The organism is Tateyamaria sp. 7Alg 36, assembly GCF_059882455.1.
In genome coordinates, this window is the sequence record NZ_CM187613.1 from 3,018,705 (window position 1) to 3,035,918 (window position 17,214).

Annotated in this window: 17 protein-coding genes; 10 read left to right on the plus strand and 7 right to left on the minus strand. The window is 63.9% G+C overall.

The genetic code is table 11. The features are described from left to right. Positions 1-10 precede the first annotated feature (10 nt). From AC6GQJ_RS14685 to AC6GQJ_RS14700, 4 genes are all read left to right on the plus strand, one after another. Positions 11-730 carry a 16S rRNA (uracil(1498)-N(3))-methyltransferase gene (locus AC6GQJ_RS14685; protein WP_500769549.1) on the plus strand — a complete coding sequence of 240 codons (720 nt, stop codon included), beginning with the start codon at positions 11-13 and terminating at the stop codon, positions 728-730. Further along, a complete protein-coding gene (locus AC6GQJ_RS14690; RefSeq protein ID WP_500769551.1) occupies positions 727-1,602 on the plus strand; it encodes a GNAT family N-acetyltransferase in 876 nt (291 codons plus the stop codon). Before AC6GQJ_RS14685 ends, AC6GQJ_RS14690 begins: the two co-directional genes overlap by 4 nt. Beyond that, complete coding sequence (locus AC6GQJ_RS14695) at positions 1,599-2,135, plus strand: hypothetical protein (RefSeq protein ID WP_500769553.1); 537 nt, start codon at positions 1,599-1,601, stop codon at positions 2,133-2,135. The genes AC6GQJ_RS14690 and AC6GQJ_RS14695 overlap by 4 nt, the downstream gene beginning before the upstream one ends. Positions 2,136-2,304: 169 nt before the next feature. Next, positions 2,305-3,675, plus strand: coding sequence for a glutamate--cysteine ligase (locus tag AC6GQJ_RS14700; RefSeq protein WP_500769554.1), 1,371 nt, complete (start codon positions 2,305-2,307; stop codon positions 3,673-3,675). Positions 3,676-3,729: 54 nt separating this feature from the next. Here AC6GQJ_RS14700 and AC6GQJ_RS14705 read toward each other — a convergent pair whose 3' ends face one another. Genes AC6GQJ_RS14705 through AC6GQJ_RS14725 form a run of 5 tightly spaced genes read right to left on the minus strand, consistent with a single transcriptional unit; the run spans position 3,730 to position 7,400 of the window. Beyond that, positions 3,730-3,987 carry a hypothetical protein gene (locus AC6GQJ_RS14705; protein WP_500769556.1) on the minus strand — a complete coding sequence of 86 codons (258 nt, stop codon included), beginning with the start codon at positions 3,985-3,987 and terminating at the stop codon, positions 3,730-3,732. Then, positions 3,984-4,598 carry a glycerol-3-phosphate 1-O-acyltransferase PlsY gene (gene plsY / locus AC6GQJ_RS14710; protein ID WP_500769558.1) on the minus strand — a complete coding sequence of 205 codons (615 nt, stop codon included), beginning with the start codon at positions 4,596-4,598 and terminating at the stop codon, positions 3,984-3,986. Before plsY ends, AC6GQJ_RS14705 begins: the two co-directional genes overlap by 4 nt. 17 nt (positions 4,599-4,615) lie before the next feature. Next, positions 4,616-5,899, minus strand: a complete 1,284-nt coding sequence (pyrC, locus tag AC6GQJ_RS14715; RefSeq protein WP_500769560.1) for a dihydroorotase — start codon at positions 5,897-5,899, stop codon at positions 4,616-4,618. Continuing rightward, the gene (locus AC6GQJ_RS14720) at positions 5,896-6,459 is read right to left on the minus strand and encodes a hypothetical protein (protein WP_500769562.1); all 564 of its coding nucleotides are present in this window, start codon (positions 6,457-6,459) and stop codon (positions 5,896-5,898) included. Before AC6GQJ_RS14720 ends, pyrC begins: the two co-directional genes overlap by 4 nt. Next, positions 6,456-7,400, minus strand: a complete 945-nt coding sequence (locus AC6GQJ_RS14725) for an aspartate carbamoyltransferase catalytic subunit (protein WP_500769564.1) — start codon at positions 7,398-7,400, stop codon at positions 6,456-6,458. The genes AC6GQJ_RS14720 and AC6GQJ_RS14725 overlap by 4 nt, the downstream gene beginning before the upstream one ends. A 129-nt stretch (positions 7,401-7,529) precedes the next feature. Between AC6GQJ_RS14725 and AC6GQJ_RS14730 the strand changes: the two genes are divergently transcribed. The 5 genes from AC6GQJ_RS14730 to AC6GQJ_RS14750 all read left to right on the plus strand — a co-directional run bounded on the left by AC6GQJ_RS14730 (position 7,530) and on the right by AC6GQJ_RS14750 (position 14,625). Next, positions 7,530-8,300: a uracil-DNA glycosylase gene (locus AC6GQJ_RS14730; RefSeq protein WP_500769566.1), complete on the plus strand. Its 771-nt coding sequence runs from the start codon at positions 7,530-7,532 to the stop codon at positions 8,298-8,300. Continuing rightward, positions 8,293-8,904 carry a LysE family translocator gene (locus AC6GQJ_RS14735; protein WP_500769568.1) on the plus strand — a complete coding sequence of 204 codons (612 nt, stop codon included), beginning with the start codon at positions 8,293-8,295 and terminating at the stop codon, positions 8,902-8,904. The genes AC6GQJ_RS14730 and AC6GQJ_RS14735 overlap by 8 nt, the downstream gene beginning before the upstream one ends. Then, the gene (moaB, locus tag AC6GQJ_RS14740; protein WP_500769570.1) at positions 8,901-9,443 is read left to right on the plus strand and encodes a molybdenum cofactor biosynthesis protein B; all 543 of its coding nucleotides are present in this window, start codon (positions 8,901-8,903) and stop codon (positions 9,441-9,443) included. Before AC6GQJ_RS14735 ends, moaB begins: the two co-directional genes overlap by 4 nt. A gap of 98 nt (positions 9,444-9,541) precedes the next feature. Beyond that, the gene (locus AC6GQJ_RS14745; protein ID WP_500769572.1) at positions 9,542-11,002 is read left to right on the plus strand and encodes an efflux RND transporter periplasmic adaptor subunit; all 1,461 of its coding nucleotides are present in this window, start codon (positions 9,542-9,544) and stop codon (positions 11,000-11,002) included. Positions 11,003-11,004: 2 nt separating this feature from the next. After that, positions 11,005-14,625, plus strand: coding sequence for an efflux RND transporter permease subunit (locus AC6GQJ_RS14750; RefSeq protein ID WP_500769574.1), 3,621 nt, complete (start codon positions 11,005-11,007; stop codon positions 14,623-14,625). Between the two features lie 14 nt (positions 14,626-14,639). Here the strand turns inward: AC6GQJ_RS14750 and AC6GQJ_RS14755 are convergent, their stop codons facing one another. Then, complete coding sequence (locus AC6GQJ_RS14755) at positions 14,640-15,461, minus strand: protein-disulfide reductase DsbD domain-containing protein (RefSeq protein ID WP_500769576.1); 822 nt, start codon at positions 15,459-15,461, stop codon at positions 14,640-14,642. A gap of 177 nt (positions 15,462-15,638) precedes the next feature. On the opposite strand from AC6GQJ_RS14755, the gene AC6GQJ_RS14760 reads away from it, so the two are divergent. Continuing rightward, entirely contained in the window at positions 15,639-16,193 is a 555-nt protein-coding gene (locus tag AC6GQJ_RS14760; protein ID WP_500773939.1) for a YqgE/AlgH family protein, read from the plus strand. 7 nt (positions 16,194-16,200) lie between these two features. Here the strand turns inward: AC6GQJ_RS14760 and AC6GQJ_RS14765 are convergent, their stop codons facing one another. Further along, positions 16,201-17,127, minus strand: a complete 927-nt coding sequence (locus tag AC6GQJ_RS14765) for an L-threonylcarbamoyladenylate synthase (protein WP_500769578.1) — start codon at positions 17,125-17,127, stop codon at positions 16,201-16,203. Positions 17,128-17,214 lie beyond the last annotated feature (87 nt).

The window sequence follows — 17,214 nt, forward strand, 5'->3', positions numbered from 1 at the left end:
TGTAGGGTCCATGAATGAGCCGAAAATCCGCCTGTATGTAGATCACCCTTTGGGGCCAACGCAATCGGTCGCTCTGTCGCGGGACCAAGCGCACTACCTTTTCGGGGTGATGCGCCTGTCTGTCGGGGCGGCGGTTCTGCTATTCAACGGGCGCGATGGCGAATGGCGCGCCGACGTGGTCGAGGCAGGCAAACGCGGTGGTGTGCTGGTGTGCGCCGCGCAGACGCGCGATCTGCAAATGCCGCCCGACCTGTCGCTGATCTTTGCTCCGATCAAAAAGGCGCGCACCGATTTCATTGTCGAAAAAGCCGCCGAGATGGGCGCGCGCCGCATTGTGCCGGTGCAGACGGCCTTTACCAACGCGGGCCGCGTGCAGCGTGACCGCCTTCAGGCCCACGCGGTTGAGGCGGCGGAACAATGCGGTGGCACTTTTGTGCCGCAGGTCGAAGAGTTGATAAAGTTCGACGCGATGCTCGCCGGTCTGGGCACGCGCCAGTTGATGTTCTGTGACGAAGCCTTGGCCGGAGAGGACCGTACCTTGCCCGACATTGCAGGGCCTTGGGCCATCCTGATCGGGCCCGAAGGCGGGTTTTCGGACGCGGAGCGGGCCAAACTGCACGCGCTTGAAAATGCCCATCCGGTATCACTTGGCCCGCGCATCCTGCGTGCCGATACGGCGGCGGTGGCGGCGATGACGGTCTGGCAGCAGCACTTGGGGGATTGGACGTGAGTGACGCCAACGTGTCCCTGCGCCGCGCCATGGCGGATGATGCGGCGGCGCTGGATGCGTTCCTGTCCACGCATGCGGCGACATCCCTGTTCCTGCGTAGCAATCTTGCAGGCTTCGGCACTGATAATCTGGACCACCCACACGGCACGGCCTTTTACGTAACCGAGGCAGGGCAGGGTATCACGGGGGTCTTCGGGATCACCAATGCGGGGCAACTCATGGCGCAAGCGCCGGATGCGCCGGACGACGCGTGGGCGGGTTTCGCCGCTGCCATCTCGGGGCGCAGAGTGATCGGCATGACCGGACGCCCTGTGCAGGTGCAGGCTTGTTTGCGCGCTTGCGGTCTGGCCTTGGGGCCGTGGCGGGTGCTGGCGGATGATCCACTGTACCATTTGCCCCTGTCCGATCTTGCCGAGGTCGAGGGCGAGGTCCGCACCCCCGTCGCCGCCGATCTGCCGCTGCTGGAAAAATGGTTTGCGACCTACGAGCTTGATACCGGACAGGCGCTGCCCGACGAAGGCCCGTCCGAGGCGGCCCGCGCCCGAGCCGCTGCCGCGATTGGCAGTGAGGATGTTGTGATTCTGGAAGAAGACGGCGAACCGCTAGCGATGGCGGGGATCAATGCGCGCCTGCCCGACATTGTACAGGTCGGCGGCGTGTTCACACCGGACGGTTTGCGCGGCAACGGCTATGCCCGCCGCGCTGTTGCGGGCCTGTTGCGACGCTGCGCGGCGCAGGGCGTGACCGAGTCAGTTCTGTTTGCCAACAACGACGCTGCCGCCAGCGCTTACGAGGCGTTGGGCTATCGACGCGTCGGGGATTACCGCGTTGCGCTGCTGCTGACCCCCCGCATCATAGGAGACACCGCATGAGCTTTTTCCGTCCCGAGGCAACCGCGACCCTATGGCGCTGGCGCGAGGTTCTGGTCGGTATCGCCGTGGCGGTGCTGGCGCTGTGGTGGCTGGCAGGGCCGCGTGGATTGCTGGGCTTTGTCGCACCTGCCTTGCTGGTTGCGGCGGGGGCACTGATCATGATCGGCCTGCAACGCGGGCGGTTTCGCGGCGCGGGCGGCGGCCTTGGCACGGTGCAGGTGGACGAGGGGCAAGTGACCTATTTCGGGCCATTAACGGGCGGCACCATCGCGATGCGGGAACTGTCGCGGCTGACCTTGGATGGCGGACAACGCCCCGCCCATTGGCGTCTGGAACAGCCCGACCATCCGCCCGTTATGATCCCAGTAGACGCGGACGGGGCCGATGCGCTGTTTGATGCCTTTGCCAGTCTGCCGGAACTGAAAACCGAACACATGCTGTCCCAATTGCGCGCTGCACCGCGCAAACCTGTTGTGATCTGGGAACGGCCCGTGCCGACGCTGGCGCAGATGAAACCGCGGGGGCGTGCCTAGGGGCGGTCGTACCGCATCCTGCCGCCTTGTTGCCCCACCCATGGTTCCAAAGCTGCATCGCGTTGCACGCGCAATCTCGTGATCGCCAAGGCACGTCGCAGCATTGACACCCTGCACAAATCGCACCATCCCTAGACCTTCAACGCAGACAAAACCGGAGCGCGCGCCCATGTCTATTCCTCAATCCGGCGGCGGGCCGATCGAACATCACGATCAACTGGCTGAATACATGGCCTCGGGCTGCAAACCCAAGGAAGACTGGCGCATCGGCACCGAACACGAAAAGTTCGGCTATTGCATCGACACGCTGAAACCGCTGCCCTTCGAAGGTCCGCGGTCGATTGACGCGATCCTGTCCGGCTTGCGCGACCGCCACGGCTGGTCCGAAGTGCGCGAAGCGGGCAAGCTCACGGGGCTGGAAAAAGGCCTGTGCAACATCTCCCTCGAACCGGGCGGGGCGCTGGAACTGGCGGGCGCGCCGCTTGAGACGATCCACGAGACGTGTGACGAGGTGAACCAGCACCTGTCCGAAGTAAAAGACATTTGCGAGGATATCGGCGCGGGCTTTATCGGCCTTGGCGCGGCCCCGCACTGGACCCACGAAGAAATGCCGCTGATGCCCAAGGGGCGTTACAAGCTGATGGACGCCTATATGGGCCGCGTTGGCACAATGGGGCGCACCATGATGCGGCGCACCTGCACGGTTCAGGTGAACCTCGACTTTTCGTCCGAGGCGGACATGGTCCAAAAGATGCGCGTCGCCATTGCGCTGCAACCTGTCGCGGTGGCCCTGTTCGCCAATTCGCCTTTTTTTGAGGGCAAGCTGAACGGCCACAAATCATGGCGCAGCCGCGTGTGGCGCGACACCGATAACGTGCGCGCTGGCATGGTGCCGTTTGTGTTCGAGGAAGGCTTCGGCTTTGAACGCTGGGTGCAATATGCGCTCGATGTGCCGATGTACTTTGTCTATCGCGACGGGAAATATATCGACGCGCTCGGCATGTCCTTCCGCGACTTCATGGCCGGAAAGCTGCCCGCCCTGCCGGGCGAGACGCCGACGCTCAGCGATTGGGCGGACCACATGACAACCGCCTTCCCAGAGGCACGCGTGAAGAAGTTCATCGAGATGCGCGGCGCCGATGGTGGCCCGTGGCGGCGGCTTTGCGCGCTGCCCGCGTTCTGGGTGGGGCTGATGTATGACCAGACGGCGCTGGATGCCGCATGGGACCTGGTCAAAGGCTTTGATGCCGAAACCCGCGAAGCGCTACGCGTTGCGGCCTCGGTTGACGGTTTGCAGGCCGAGGTGAACGGGATCAAGATGATCGACCTCGCCCGTGAGGCGGTGGCGATTTCCCGTGCGGGTCTGGTGGCGCGTGCGCGCACTGGCGCGGGCGGTTTGGTGCCGGACGAAACGCATTTCCTGAACGCGCTTCAGGAAAGTGTCGAGACCGGCAAGGCGCCTGCGGACGAGTTGATCGAACATTACCACGGCGACTGGAATGGCGACGTGACCAAAGTGTTCGGGGCCTATTCCTATTGATCAGGCGTCGGGCGCGGCAACGCGCCCACGGCCGGAAGGGCAGGGGCGTCGCCCTTAGCTGTCGGGCACAAGGTCCAGCACAAAATCTGTGACCTTCTCGGACGACATCTCGCAGGGTTTCAGGCGCGCGCCAGAGGCCAGGATATACCAGTTCAAGCTGATGTAGTCGGAACCACCCAGTTCCTCGGCCACCAGCTTGATGGCGCGGCCATCGGCAAAGCCGGATTTAGTGACGACATACCGCCGCCCCTGCGCGTATCCCTGAAACGTACCAAAGGGCAGCGCGTCGAGGGCCGTGGCAAACGCGTTCACTTGGTCTTGGCGCCGATCTTGGGTTCGGTGCCTGCGCGGATGCGGGTGATGTTGGCGCGGTGGCGCCAATAGATCAGCAGCGTCAGGATCACACCCAGGAGCATCGCGGACGGCATGCCCAGAAACATCATCAGGAAGGTCGACGCAGCGGCAGCGACCAGCGCGCCCATGGACGACATCCGGCTGATACCGGCACCCAGCAACCACGCGATGCAGGTCCCCACACCGACAGGCCAATGCAGCGCCAGCAGCAGGCCAAGGAAGGTCGCAACCCCCTTGCCACCGTTAAAACGCAGCCAAACGGGATAGCAGTGCCCCAACATCGCAGTGAGGCCCGCAATCTGCGCGGCGTCCTCGTGTCCCGTGATCGCACGGGCTAGCAGCAGCGCCACGGCCCCCTTGGCCGCATCCAGCAGTAGGGTCAGCGCGGCGGCAGTCTTGTTGCCGGTGCGCAGCACATTGGTCGCGCCAATATTGCCGGACCCGATCTCGCGCAGGTTGCCAAGGTTCATCACCCGCGCCAGCACCATCCCGAAGGGGATCGACCCCAGAAGATAGCCAAGCACGGCCCAAAGCAGCAAAACGGAAGCGGAGGATTCGATCAGGGGCATCAATAAAACTTTAAATATCAGGAGTGCGTAAAGACGGAGGAGCCGCCCACATAAGTTGCAAGAACCCTACCCTGCATCCGCGCGCCGTCAAAGGGGGTGTTGCGCGATTTGGACCGCAAGGTGGCGCGATCCATCACAAAAGGGGCGTGCGGGTCGAACAGAACCAGATCGGCGGGCGCACCCACCGCCATCCGCCCGCAGGGCAGACCCAGACGGCGCGCGGGGTTCAGCGACATGGCGCGCCACAACACGGGCAGGCTGATAAGATCGGCATGGAACAAGCGCATGGCCGCAGGCAGCAATGTTTCCAGCGCAACCGCGCCAGAGGCGGCGGCCTCGAACGGCAGGCGTTTGCTTTCTTCGTCCTGCGGGGTGTGCATGGAACTGATCACGTCGATCAGCCCGCTTTGAACCGCTTCGGCGATGGCAACGCGGTCTTCCTCGTCGCGCAGGGGCGGCTTGATCTTGAAGAAGGTGCGGTAGTCGGCCACATCCAGCGCGTTCAGCGTCAGGTGGTGGATCGAGGTGCCAGCGGTGATGTCAAAGCCATTGCTTTTGGCGCGTTCCAGCGGGGGCAGGGCGCGGGCGGCGGTGATCTGGTCAGCGTGATAGCGCGCGCCGGTGATCTCGACCATGGCGATGTCGCGGTCGAGCCCCATGCGTTCGGCCATGGGGGACACGGCAGGCAGGCCGCGCAAGGATGCGAACTTGCCCGAGGTCGCAGCCGCTCCTTTGGACAGGCCCGTGTCCTGCGGATGGCCCAGCACCAGTGCGCCGAGGCTGCGCGCATAGCTGAGTGCGCGGGCAAAAACCTTGCTGTCGGTGACCACATGGTCGCAATCGGTAAAGGCCACAGCGCCCGCATCCAGCAAGAAGCCGATTTCGGTCATCTCGCGCCCTGCGCGCCCTTTGGTCAGGGCGGCCATGGGCAGCACGTTGACAGGTGCGGCCTCGCGCGCGCGGCGGATCACGAATTCCAGCGTTTCGGGGTTGTCGATGGCAGGGTCCGTGTCGGGCCGCGTGACCATAGTAGTCACGCCGCCTGCAGCCGCCGCCAATCCGGCAGAGCCAAAGCTTTCCTTGTGCCGTTCGCCCGGTTCGCAGACTTTCACGCCGATATCGACAATGCCGGGGGCAAGGTGCTTGCCCTTGCAATCCACGACCGTGCCCGCCTCGGGAAGGGGGCTGTCATCGGTGATGATCGCGGTGATCTTGCCATTGGTGACGCCGATTGCGCCCGTGGTGATGGTGCCCGCTTCGGGGTCGATCAGCTTGGCGTTGGTGAAAAGGGTATCGGTCATCCTGCGATCCAGATTATGGCCCATGTGAACAGACCCAGCAGGATCAGCACAACGGTGGCGATCCGCCCCGACATGGCCGCGTCCGAGGGGCGCTTTTTCACCGTTTCGGGGGGCGCGGTATAGGGCTTGGCGGCTTCCGAGGCCACGTTTTCAGTGGCGCGCCAATCGGTGCCTTCCTGCGGGTAGGTGCCCACAAGGGTCAGTTCGGGCGCAGGGCGCAGGGTCTGGGCCGCATCCCTGAAGGCGCTGGAATGGGCGATCAGCACCCAACCGCCCAGCTTGGCCAGTTTTGCCGCGTCGGGTTTCAGTGCCTCGCGCGGGACATCGTTGCCTTCGTGCAGGTATCCGGCCAGCCCCAGCCCTTCGAGATTGCTGATCGGGAAGACCTCGACAAACTCGGTATCAAGGGTTTCTGCGCCAAGGGCGGTTTTCAACGGGTGCGGGGCATCTTCGTCTTCGGGGGCTTGCAGCAGTGCCTGCGCCTCTTCCTCGGTCATGGACAGGGAAAACAGGCGCAGCACGCCAGCCTCGTGGGCGGGGATATGCAGCGGCGTCGTCATGCCGCGCCCCGTTCCGCCACCAGATTGCGGGCCAGCAGGTCCATCGCGGCCATGCGCACGGCGACGCCCATCTCGACCTGATCCTGAATGACGCTGCGGTTGATGTCGTCGGCCAGTTCGCCGTCAATCTCGACCCCGCGGTTCATCGGGCCGGGGTGCATGACGATGGCGTCGGGCTTGGCATGGGCCAGCTTGTCCGCATCCAACCCGTAGCGGTGGAAATACTCCCGCTCGGACGGGATAAAGCCGCCATCCATACGTTCCCGTTGCAGCCGCAGCATCATCACCACGTCCACGTCCTTGAGCCCCTTGGCCATGTCGTCATAAATCTCGACACCGAATTCGCCGATGCCCGAGGGCATGAGCGTCGGCGGCGCGATCAGGCGGATACGGTTTTCCATCTTGCCCAGAAGGATGATGTTGGACCGCGCCACGCGGGAATGGGCGATGTCGCCGCAGATGGCGATATTGAGGCGGTGCAGCCGCCCCTTGGCGCGCCGGATCGTCAGCGCGTCCAGCAGCGCCTGCGTGGGGTGTTCGTGCCGCCCGTCGCCTGCGTTCAGCACCGCACAGTTCACCTTTTGCGCCAGCAGGTCCACCGCGCCGGAATGCGGATGGCGCACGACCAGTAGATCAGGGTGCATCGCGTTGAGGGTCATGGCGGTGTCGATCAGCGTCTCGCCCTTGGCGATCGAGCTGGCCTGCATCGCCATGTTCATCACGTCCGCCCCGAGCCTCTTGCCCGCCAGTTCGAAACTGGCCTGAGTGCGGGTCGAGTTTTCAAAGAACATGTTGATCTGCGTCAGGCCCGTCAGCGCATCGCCGTGTTTCTCGGCAGAGCGGTTCAGGTCCACATAGGTTTCGGCAAGATCAAGAAGGGTGGTGATTTCATCGGGGCGCAGATGTTCGATGCCCAGAAGGTGGCGGTGGGTGAAGGTCATGCAGATCCCTGTCGCTGTTGCGCCCTTATATGCGGTGCTGTGCGCTGGCGGCAAGCGTCGGTGCCTGCATATTTATCAGAACAATGATGGGGCATTCAGCTTTGGGATTTGGCGGAGTAGTCTGTCACCATGGAATCGGCGGAATATCATAGCGCGCTGAGCGCATTGGCTTGGCAGATCGAGTTGGGGGCCGATGAAACCATCGGGGACACGCCGGTGAACCGCTATGACGTGCCTGCACGTGTGGCCAAGCCTGCCGCTGCGGCGGCCCCTGTTGCACCCAGTGGCGCGATGCCGCGTCCGGTTGAGGTGGATGCGGTGGCAATGGCCCGTGCGGCAGCAGATGCGGCGCAGGACATTGACGGTTTGCGTGCCGCACTCGCGGGGTTCGAGCAGTGCGAGTTGAAGCGTGGTGCGCGAAATATGGTGTTTTCGGACGGGGTGCCGGGTGCGCGGGTCATGATCATCGGCGAGGCGCCGGACCGCGAAGAGGACCGCGAGGGGCGGCCTTTTGTCGGGCGGACGGGCCAGTTGCTGGACCGGATGCTGGCCGCAATTGATCTGAGTCGTGAGAGTTCCGTTTATCTGGCCAATGTGTTGCCGTGGCGGCCACCGCAGGACCGTGACCCAAAGCCGGACGAGATTGCGATGATGTTACCGTTCCTGCACCGCCATATTGCGCTGGCCGCGCCGGATGTGGTGGTGGTGTTTGGTAATCAGGCCTGTCAGGCCCTGTTGGGCAAGCGCGGGATCACCCGCTTGCGCGGGGACTGGACCGAGGCGGTGGGCAAGCCGGTTCTGCCGATGTTCCACCCCGGTTATCTGCTGCGCAATGTGGCAAGCAAGCGCGAGGCGTGGGCCGATCTGCTGGCCCTGAAGGCGCGGTTGCGGGATGGTTGATCCGGTCATGATGCTGGCCTTTGTGCCTGCGGGGCTGGCGCTGAACCTGACGCCGGGGGCGGATATGATGTTCTGTCTTGGGCAGGGGCTGCGGTCGGGACCGCGTGCGGCTTTGGCGGCAAGTGCGGGCATTTCGATGGGAGCCTTTGTGCATGCCGCGTTGGCGGGGCTGGGCCTTGGCGCGTTGGTCGCCACGGTGCCTGTCGCGTTCGAGGTGATCCGCTGGATCGGGGTGGCGTATCTGCTTTGGCTGGCGGTGCAGACGTTGCGCCACGCGGGTCAGGCAGGCGATGTGCCGGTGAGCACGCCACGGCGCGCCTTTCGGGCGGGGTTCCTTGTTAACCTGACCAATCCCAAAGTGATCCTTTTCGTGCTGGCCTTTGTGCCGCAATTTGTCGTCCCCGAAGCGGGCTCCGTGTTGGGACAGTTCCTGACCTTTGGCCTGATCCTGAGCGTGGGCGGCTTTGTCATCAATGGCGCGGTGGGCGTGTTTGCCGGTGGGGCGGGGCGCAGACTGGCCCGTGGCAGTCGCGTTCTTGACACGGTGTCGGCCAGTATCTTTGCCGCCCTCGCCCTGCGCCTAGCAATACTGGAGCGGACATGAGCCGGATAGACGAGACCAAGGAATTTATCCCTGTGCGCATCGCTGTGCTGACCGTCAGCGACACGCGCGGGCTGGACGAGGACCGTTCGGGCGATGTGCTGGTTGGGCGGATCGAAGGGGCAGGCCATGTGCTGGCCGACCGCAAGATCCTGCCGGATGAGCGGGCGCAGATTGCCGCGCAGTTGCGTGACTGGTGCGAGGATGCCGACATTGACGTCGTGATCTCGACCGGTGGGACGGGACTGACGGGGCGGGATGTAACTGTCGAAGCGCATCGCGATGTCTATGAAAAGGAAATCGACGCCTTCGGCACCGTCTTTACCATCGTGTCCATGCAAAAGATCGGCACCAGCGCCGTCCAAAGCCGCGCCACGGGCGGCGTGCGCAACGGTACCTACCTGTTCGCGCTGCCCGGCAGTCCCGGTGCGTGCAAGGATGCGTGGGATGAAATCCTTGGAAAACAGCTCGATTTCCGGCACCGGCCCTGCAACTTTGTGGAGATTCTGCCGCGATTGGATGAACATCAGCGGCGTAAATAGCCGACGGGCGCGTAACAGTTTTGTTTATTGGTTAAATTTCTTGGCATTCTAGCTTTTGTGCTAGGATATCCGCAGCAAAAATGACGGGCATTGGATTTATGCGATTCATTCGGAAAAGCCTGATCGGCTTGGTCCTTACGGCGCTAAGCCTCGGGTTGATGGTCTATGCGGCACAGCTGGTGGGCAGCGCGGTGCAGGACCGTATGGCACGCGAAACCCGTGCCGCCCCTGCACGTGAACGGACCTTTGCAGTGGGGGTGATGCGCGCCGTGCCGGGGCGGGAAGACCCAGTTCTTGAGACTTTCGGAGAGGTGGACAGCCGTCGCAAGCTTGAACTGCGCGCAGCCGCCTCTGGGCGGATCATCGAACTATATGACGGGTTTGAGGATGGCGGCGCCGTCAAGGCAGGCCAAGTGCTGGTGCGGATTGATCCGGCGGATGCCGATGCGGCGCTAAGCCGGGCCGAAGCCGATTTGATGGATGCGCAGGCCGAGGTGCGCGATGCGGAACGGGGCCTGCTATTGTCGCTGGATGAAGAGGCCGCCGCGCAGGATCAGGCCGATTTGCAACAGCGCGCCTATGAACGGCAGGTCGATCTGGCGGATCGCGGCGTTGGTACTGCGGCAGCGGTGGAAACGGCCGAACTCGCCGCGGCGTCCGCGCGCCAGTCGGTGCTGGCACGCAGGCAGGCCGTGACCGTGGCTGAGGCGCGTATTGATCAGGCCCAGACCCGTCTGGCCCGTGCCAATATCGCGCTGGACGAGGCGCAGCGCGCGCTGGATGACACTACGCTGGTTGCCCCCTTTGACGGTACTCTCAGTGAAACGGATGTGGTTGCGGGGCGTCTGGCGTCGGCCAATGAAAAGTTGGCCGTGCTGATTGACGCTGACGCGCTTGAGGTCGCGTTTCGCGTGTCCACCGCGCAATATGCCCGCCTGCTGGATGAGGACGGGCAGATCATGGCCGCGCCGATCCGCGCAACGCTGGAAGTGTCCGGTGTGGATTTGCAGGCAACGGGCGTGATTAATCGCGCCAGTGCCGGTGCCGGCGAAATGCAGACCGGCCGCTTAATCTTTGCCCGACTGGATGCGCCGCGTGGCTTCAAACCCGGTGATTTTGTGACGGTGACCGTGCAGGAACCGCCCTTGGAAAACGTGGTGCGTTTGCCCGCCTCGGCGGTGGATGCGTCGAACACGGTGCTGGTCCTGACCGAAGACAGCCGCCTTGAGGCACTGGAGGTGACGGTGATGCACCGCGAAGGCGATGATGTGCTGGTGCGCAGTCCCGACATTGCGGGGCGCGATGTGGTTAAATCCCGCACGCCGCTGCTTGGCCCCGGAATCTCGGTCCGGCCACTGAACCCGCAATCGGCGGACGCCACCCCGGCTGAGCCGCAGATGCTGGAACTATCCTCGGAACGGCGCGCGCGGCTGATTGCCTTTGTCGAAAGCAATGCGCGCATGCCTGCCGAGGCTAAGGCCCGCGTGCTAGCCCAACTGGCCGAAGCCCGCGTGCCTGCCCAGATGGTTGAGCGGATTGAAAGCCGGATGGGGGGCTGAGCATGGCGCGCAGCATCCCTCCGGCAGCGGGCGGTATCCTCAGTTACTTTGTGCGCCATCGCACCATTGCGAACCTGTTGCTGCTGCTGATGCTGGTGGCGGGGGCCGCTGCGGTTCCGAATATGCGCGCCCAGTTTTTTCCCGATGTGATCATCGACAATGTCACGGTCTCCGTGAACTGGGACGGGGCGGGTGCCGAGGATGTGGATGCAGGCATCGTACAGGTGCTGGAGCCCGGATTGCTGGCGGTGGAGGGGGTCGAATCCTCGTCCGCCACATCGCGTGAGGGCGGCGGGTCGATCACCCTCGAATTCGAACCGGGCTGGGATATGGGCCGTGCGGCGGATGACGTGCAGACCGCGGTTGATGCAGTCACGACCCTGCCGGATGACGCGGACGAACCCAGCGTGCGGCGCGGCGCATGGCGGGATCGGGTTACCGATGTGGTCATAACCGGCCCTGTCGAGACAGAACAACTGGGCCTGTTCGCGGACGAACTTGTTGTGCGCCTGTTTGCCAAAGGGATCACTCGGACCACGATCCGTGGCATCGCCGCGCCGCAAACCCTGATCGAAGTGCCGTCGCTGCAACTGATCGCCAATGACGTCACCATGTCGCAGATCGCTGCCGCCATCGCCTCCGAGGTCGACACTGACCCTGCAGGCGATGTGACCGGCGCAAACGCCCGTGTGCGCACCGGCACGCAGAAACGCACACCCGACGAGATCGGCGGCATCGTGCTGCGGTCCAACCCTGACGGATCAAAACTCCGCATCCGTGATCTGGCGCGGGTAGAGCAATTGGGGGCCGACCGTAACCGCAGCTATTTTGTCGGCGACAATCCGGCGGTGTCGATCCGCATTGACCGTTCCAACCGTGGCGACGCCATCGAAATGCAGGCGCAGGTCCAAGAGGCGGCGGATGCGTTGCAATCCACCTTGCCGCCCGCCGTCACGGTGCAACTGATCCGCACGCGGGCCGAGGCGATTTCCGCACGGCTCGACATCCTTGTGGACAATGCGATTGCGGGGCTGGCGCTGGTGATTGCGCTGTTGTTCCTGTTTTTGAATGCGCGCACTGCCTTGTGGGTGGCGGCAGGTATTCCCGTGGCGCTGCTGGCGGCGATTGCGCTGATGTATGCGGGCGGGCTGACGATCAACATGATCTCGCTTTTCGGGCTGATCATCACGCTGGGCATCGTGGTCGATGACGCCATCGTGGTGGGCGAACATGCCGATCACCGCTTTCGCGCCTATGGGGAGGGCGCCGCCGAAGCTGCCGAAAACGCGGCCAAGCGGATGGCGATGCCTGTCTTTGCCGCGACCCTGACGACTGTGATTGCCTTTTTCGGCTTGGTGGCTGTGGGGGGGCGTTTTGGCGATCTGATACAGGACATTCCTTTTACCGTGATCGTGGTTCTGATCGCTTCGCTGGTCGAATGCTTCCTGATCCTGCCGCACCACATGTCCCATGCGCTGGCGGGGTCCAACCCGACGCAGTTCAGCCGCACGCGGTTGGCCGTGGCGGTGGCGAGTATCGCCGTGCTCAGTGCCGTGATTTCGGGCGCGGTATGCTTTGTGCTGTGGCCTGATGCGATGACGGGACTGGCCAGTGCGGTGCCCTATCTGCTGATCGGACCGGTGATCGCGGCGGCGCTGTTCATGCTGTCGCCACGGCCCAAGAAGGTTGCATGGCTGAACCTGATGGCGCTGCGCGGGCTTGATACGCCGTCGGCTATTGTGAACGGCGGTTTTGAATGGATGCGCGAACGCGTCTTCCGCCCGTTCATGGCAGGGGTGATCACCTGCCGCTATGTGGTGTTGGCCGGTGTCTGCGCCATTCTGGCCTCGCAAGTGGCGCTGTTCATCAATGGCGACGTTCAATGGCGCTTTTTCAACGCGCCAGAGCGCGGGTCGGTCACCGGCAATTTTGCCATGGTCGAAGGGGCCACGCGCGCCGATACGCTTGAGATGATGCGTGAGATGCAGCGCGCGACCGAGGCGCTAGGCGCGGAGTTGGAGGCCAAGCATGGCCGCAATCCCATCGACTATGTGATCGCGGAAATCGGCGGCAATGCGGGGCGCGGCCTGTCGGGCACGGACACCAAGGATGCGGACCTGCTGGGGGGTATCTCGATCGAGTTGATCGACGCGGATTTGCGCCCCTACACCTCGTTCGCCTTTGTGACGCAGTTGCAGGATGCGGTGGTGCATCACCCGATGGCCGAAACGGTCAGCTTTCGCGGCTGGCGCTCCGGTCCCGGTGGCGATGCGCTGGATGTGGAATTCTTTGGCGCGGATACCGATACGCTCAAGGCCGCGTCCGAGGATCTGAAACGCGCCCTGCGCCAGTACCCCGAGGTCAGCGCAGTCGAAGATAACCTCGCCTACGATAAAGAAGAGTTAATCCTTGATCTGACCCCCCAAGGGCAGGCGCTTGGGTTCACCATCGACACATTGGGTAGCGCCCTGCGCGCACGCCTGAACGGGATCGAGGCGGCGACGTATCCTGACGGGCCGCGCAGCGCCGAAATCCGTGTGGAATTGCCAGAGGGCGAGTTGACGGCGGATTTTCTGGACCGCACCCAGATGCGCACGCCGGACGGTCAATATGTGCCACTGGCCGATATTGTCAGCGTGCAACGGCGCACCGGCTTTTCCACCGTGCGGCGCGAGAACGGCGTGCGACTGATCTCGGTCACGGGGGACATTTCCGAAGACGACCCTGCCCGCGCCACAGAGATAAATCAGGCGTTGGCCGATGATATCCTGCCCACCATCGCCGCCGAACGGCAGGTGGATTATGAACAGGCGGGACTGAGCGAGCAGGAGGACGAATTCCTGAGTGATAGCCTTACGGGGCTGACGCTGGTGCTGACCGGCATCTATCTTGTGCTGGCTTGGGTGTTCTCAAGCTGGACGCGCCCGATGGTTGTGATGGCGGTGATCCCCTTCGGGCTGGTCGGAACGATCTATGGTCACGCGCTGTGGGATATCCCGCTAAGCATGTTCACCGTCGTGGGCCTGCTAGGCATGACGGGGATCATCATCAACGACTCGATTGTGCTGGTGACCACCATTGACGAATACGCGGGCGAACGCGGTCTGGTGCCGTCGATCATCGACGGCGCGGCGGATCGGTTGCGCCCTGTGATGCTTACTACGCTGACCACCGTTCTGGGGATGAGCCCCCTGCTATATGAAACGTCGCAACAGGCGCAGTTCCTCAAGCCGACGATTGTGACGCTGGTTTACGGGCTTGGCTTTGGCATGGTGCTGGTTCTGCTGGTGGTGCCTGCGCTGATCGCGGTGCAGCACGACGTGGCACGGCAGGTGCAGTCGATGCGGCGCGGCCTGTCCTCGCCTGCGGCGTCAATCCGGTTGGGTATTGTCGGCATCTGGGCGTTGGTGCTTTGCTGGCTGGCGCTGACCATGGGGCACGCGCTGGTCTATGGGGATTTGCCGAGCGGTCTGGCCGCACTGATGCCCGCCCTTGCCGCAAGTAGCCCGATGCTGGCGGCGCTGTTGCTGTTCAGCTTGGGCGTGCTGGTGGTGGGGCTGGTCGCCTATATCGTCAGTGTGACGCTGTTCCAGATGATGCGGGCGCGGCGCGAAGCGCCCTAACGGATCGGCTTGTGTTAGCCCGCTGTGCAGCCTTGGACATCCACGGCGTATTTGCCGCCCAGAATCGTGATCCGCACATCGGACCGATCAATGCCAAAGGCACCGCCATCGGGGTGGATCATGTCACTGACAGCGATCAGCGTGTCGCCCTGTCTGCTGGTGCGGCTTTCGCTGATCCACAGCCCCGCGGTGCCGGTTTCGATCACTGCGACCTCGCGCCCGCCGGTATGGGGCAGGGTCACACGGGCCTCGATCTGCATGCCCTGATCGGTGGGGCGCAGGCGGCAGGTGGCGGCGCGTACACCTGCATCGGCCTGCGAATAGGGGCGGTCGGCAAGGGCGGCGACAATCTCTGGTGTGGGGGATGTGTCGGGCGCATCAAGCAGCGTGTCGATGTTGATCTCGTGCGGGATGCAGATGTCGGCGCAGACGCCCAATGACATGGTGCCGCGCAGCCGAACATCCTTGCCCGACCGCGCGGGCGTCACATAAAGCGGGATTACCACCTGCTTGGTATAGACGATCGACCGCATGCCGTTTTCTTCGGACACCTCAGGCGTGGGCCATGCGATGGCGACTCCGGCCAGATTGCGTGCGCGGGTCCAGTCGAACTGCGGCGGGATGCCTGCATCGCCCGGACTGCGCCAATAGGTCTTCCACCCCGGTTGCAAGGTCAGGCGCAGGCCCGCCAGACGTCGCCCGTCGGGCATGTCCCAGCCCTGAAGCACCTCGTGGCGGATCGGGCTGACAAAAGTGTTCTGCGCCATGGCCGCCACAGGGCCAAGCATGGTGACGAGGGCGGCGGCAGTGGCCAGCAGGTGTGTTTTCGCGTTCATGGCCCCTATGTGCCTACGCACGCGATGAAATCCAAGTCACGATCCGGTGCGCGCCGCTTTGCCCATTACGGCGACGGGGCTTGTCGCAGGGCGCGCGGGGGGCCATTGTGGCCTCACACCCAGACGCAACCGATGTGCCGTGCCCGACAGGAGGCAGCGATGCCCGACCCGTTTTCGATGGACCTGACCGGAAAAATGCTGGTGGCGATGCCGGGCATGAATGACCCGCGCTTTGATCGCTCGGTCATCTTTATCTGCGCCCATTCGGGCGAGGGTGCGATGGGCCTGATCGTGAACAAGCCCGCCTCGGATGTCAGGCTGGGCGCGTTGATGGAACAGTTGAACATCCCCGTGGCCGAGGGACTGAGCCAGACGCAGGTCTATATCGGCGGTCCGGTGGAACCGGCCCGCGGTTTCGTTCTGCACGGCAACGACTATAGCTCGCAACTCAAGACGCTAGAGGTCGGCGCGTCCTTTGGCATGACCGCGACGCTGGATGTGCTGGAGGATATCGCCTCGGGCAACGGGCCGCAGGATGCGCTGGTAATGCTGGGCTATGCCGGTTGGGGGCCGGGTCAGCTTGAGGCGGAACTAGCGCATAACGGCTGGCTGACGGTCGATGCGCAGGCCGATCTGGTTTTCGGGCCGGACGATGATGCGAAATGGGCGGCCGCACTTGGCACGTTGGGGATTGATCCGCTGGGCCTGTCCGGCATGGCGGGGCGCGCCTGACCTGACCTTAGGGCCGTGGTGCTGCGGCGCGTTTCAGCCTGTCATTTATCGCCCGCCCCAGACCGATGTTGGGAACGGGGGCCACGGCGATGGGATGCCCGCGCGCGTCCAGCATATGCAGATATTCGAACAGATGCGCGGCGGCTTCGACCAGATCCCCTTCAAGCGACAGGTTCAGATCCGACTGCATGGGGCCAAAGCCCAACAGCACCTCGCCCATCTGCGCGTGGTTGGCGTTCAGCCGGACAGAGGCGCGCGGCGCGTAATGGGATGCCAGTTGGCCAGGTGCGGTGATGGCGGGGCCAGCGGCGGCGAGCGGGCCGGTAATCGCCTCGATCCGTTCCTGCGCAACGCCTCCATGGCGCAGCAGGGCCAAGGGCGCACCACCCACAATGGTGGATTCGACGCCCACGGCGCACGGACCCGCATCCAGCACAGCCTCGATCCGGCCCGACAGACCATTCAGGACATGATCGGCGGTGGTCGGGCTGATCCGCCCCGACGGGTTGGCCGACGGCGCGGCGACGGGGCCGTCAAAGGCCGCGAGCAATGCTTGGGCCACAGGGTGCGCAGGCACCCGCAGCGCCACAGTGTCGAGCCCCGCAGTCACCAGCGACGACAGGCCATGCCCGTCAGCCAGAGGCACAACAATCGTCAACGGACCGGGCCAGAACGCGTCGGCCAAGGCCCGCGCCTCGGCGTCGAACCGGCCATAGCGCTGCGCGGCCTCAAGCGATGGGACATGTACGATCAACGGGTTGAACGTGGGGCGGTCTTTGGCGGCGAAAACGCGGGCCACGGCATCGCCATTGCGCGCATCCGCGCCAAGGCCATAGACCGTTTCGGTCGGCACAGCGACCAGACCGCCGCGCGCCAGAATGGCCGCCGCCTGCGCGATCCCGTCGTTTTCCACCAAAAGCCGTTGCGTGTGCATTTTATCCTGTTCGATCCGCCTGCGGGTTCCCGTGACGCCGCGTTGCAGTTGCGCATACCCATGCGCTTCCGCAAACATGCCGTAACA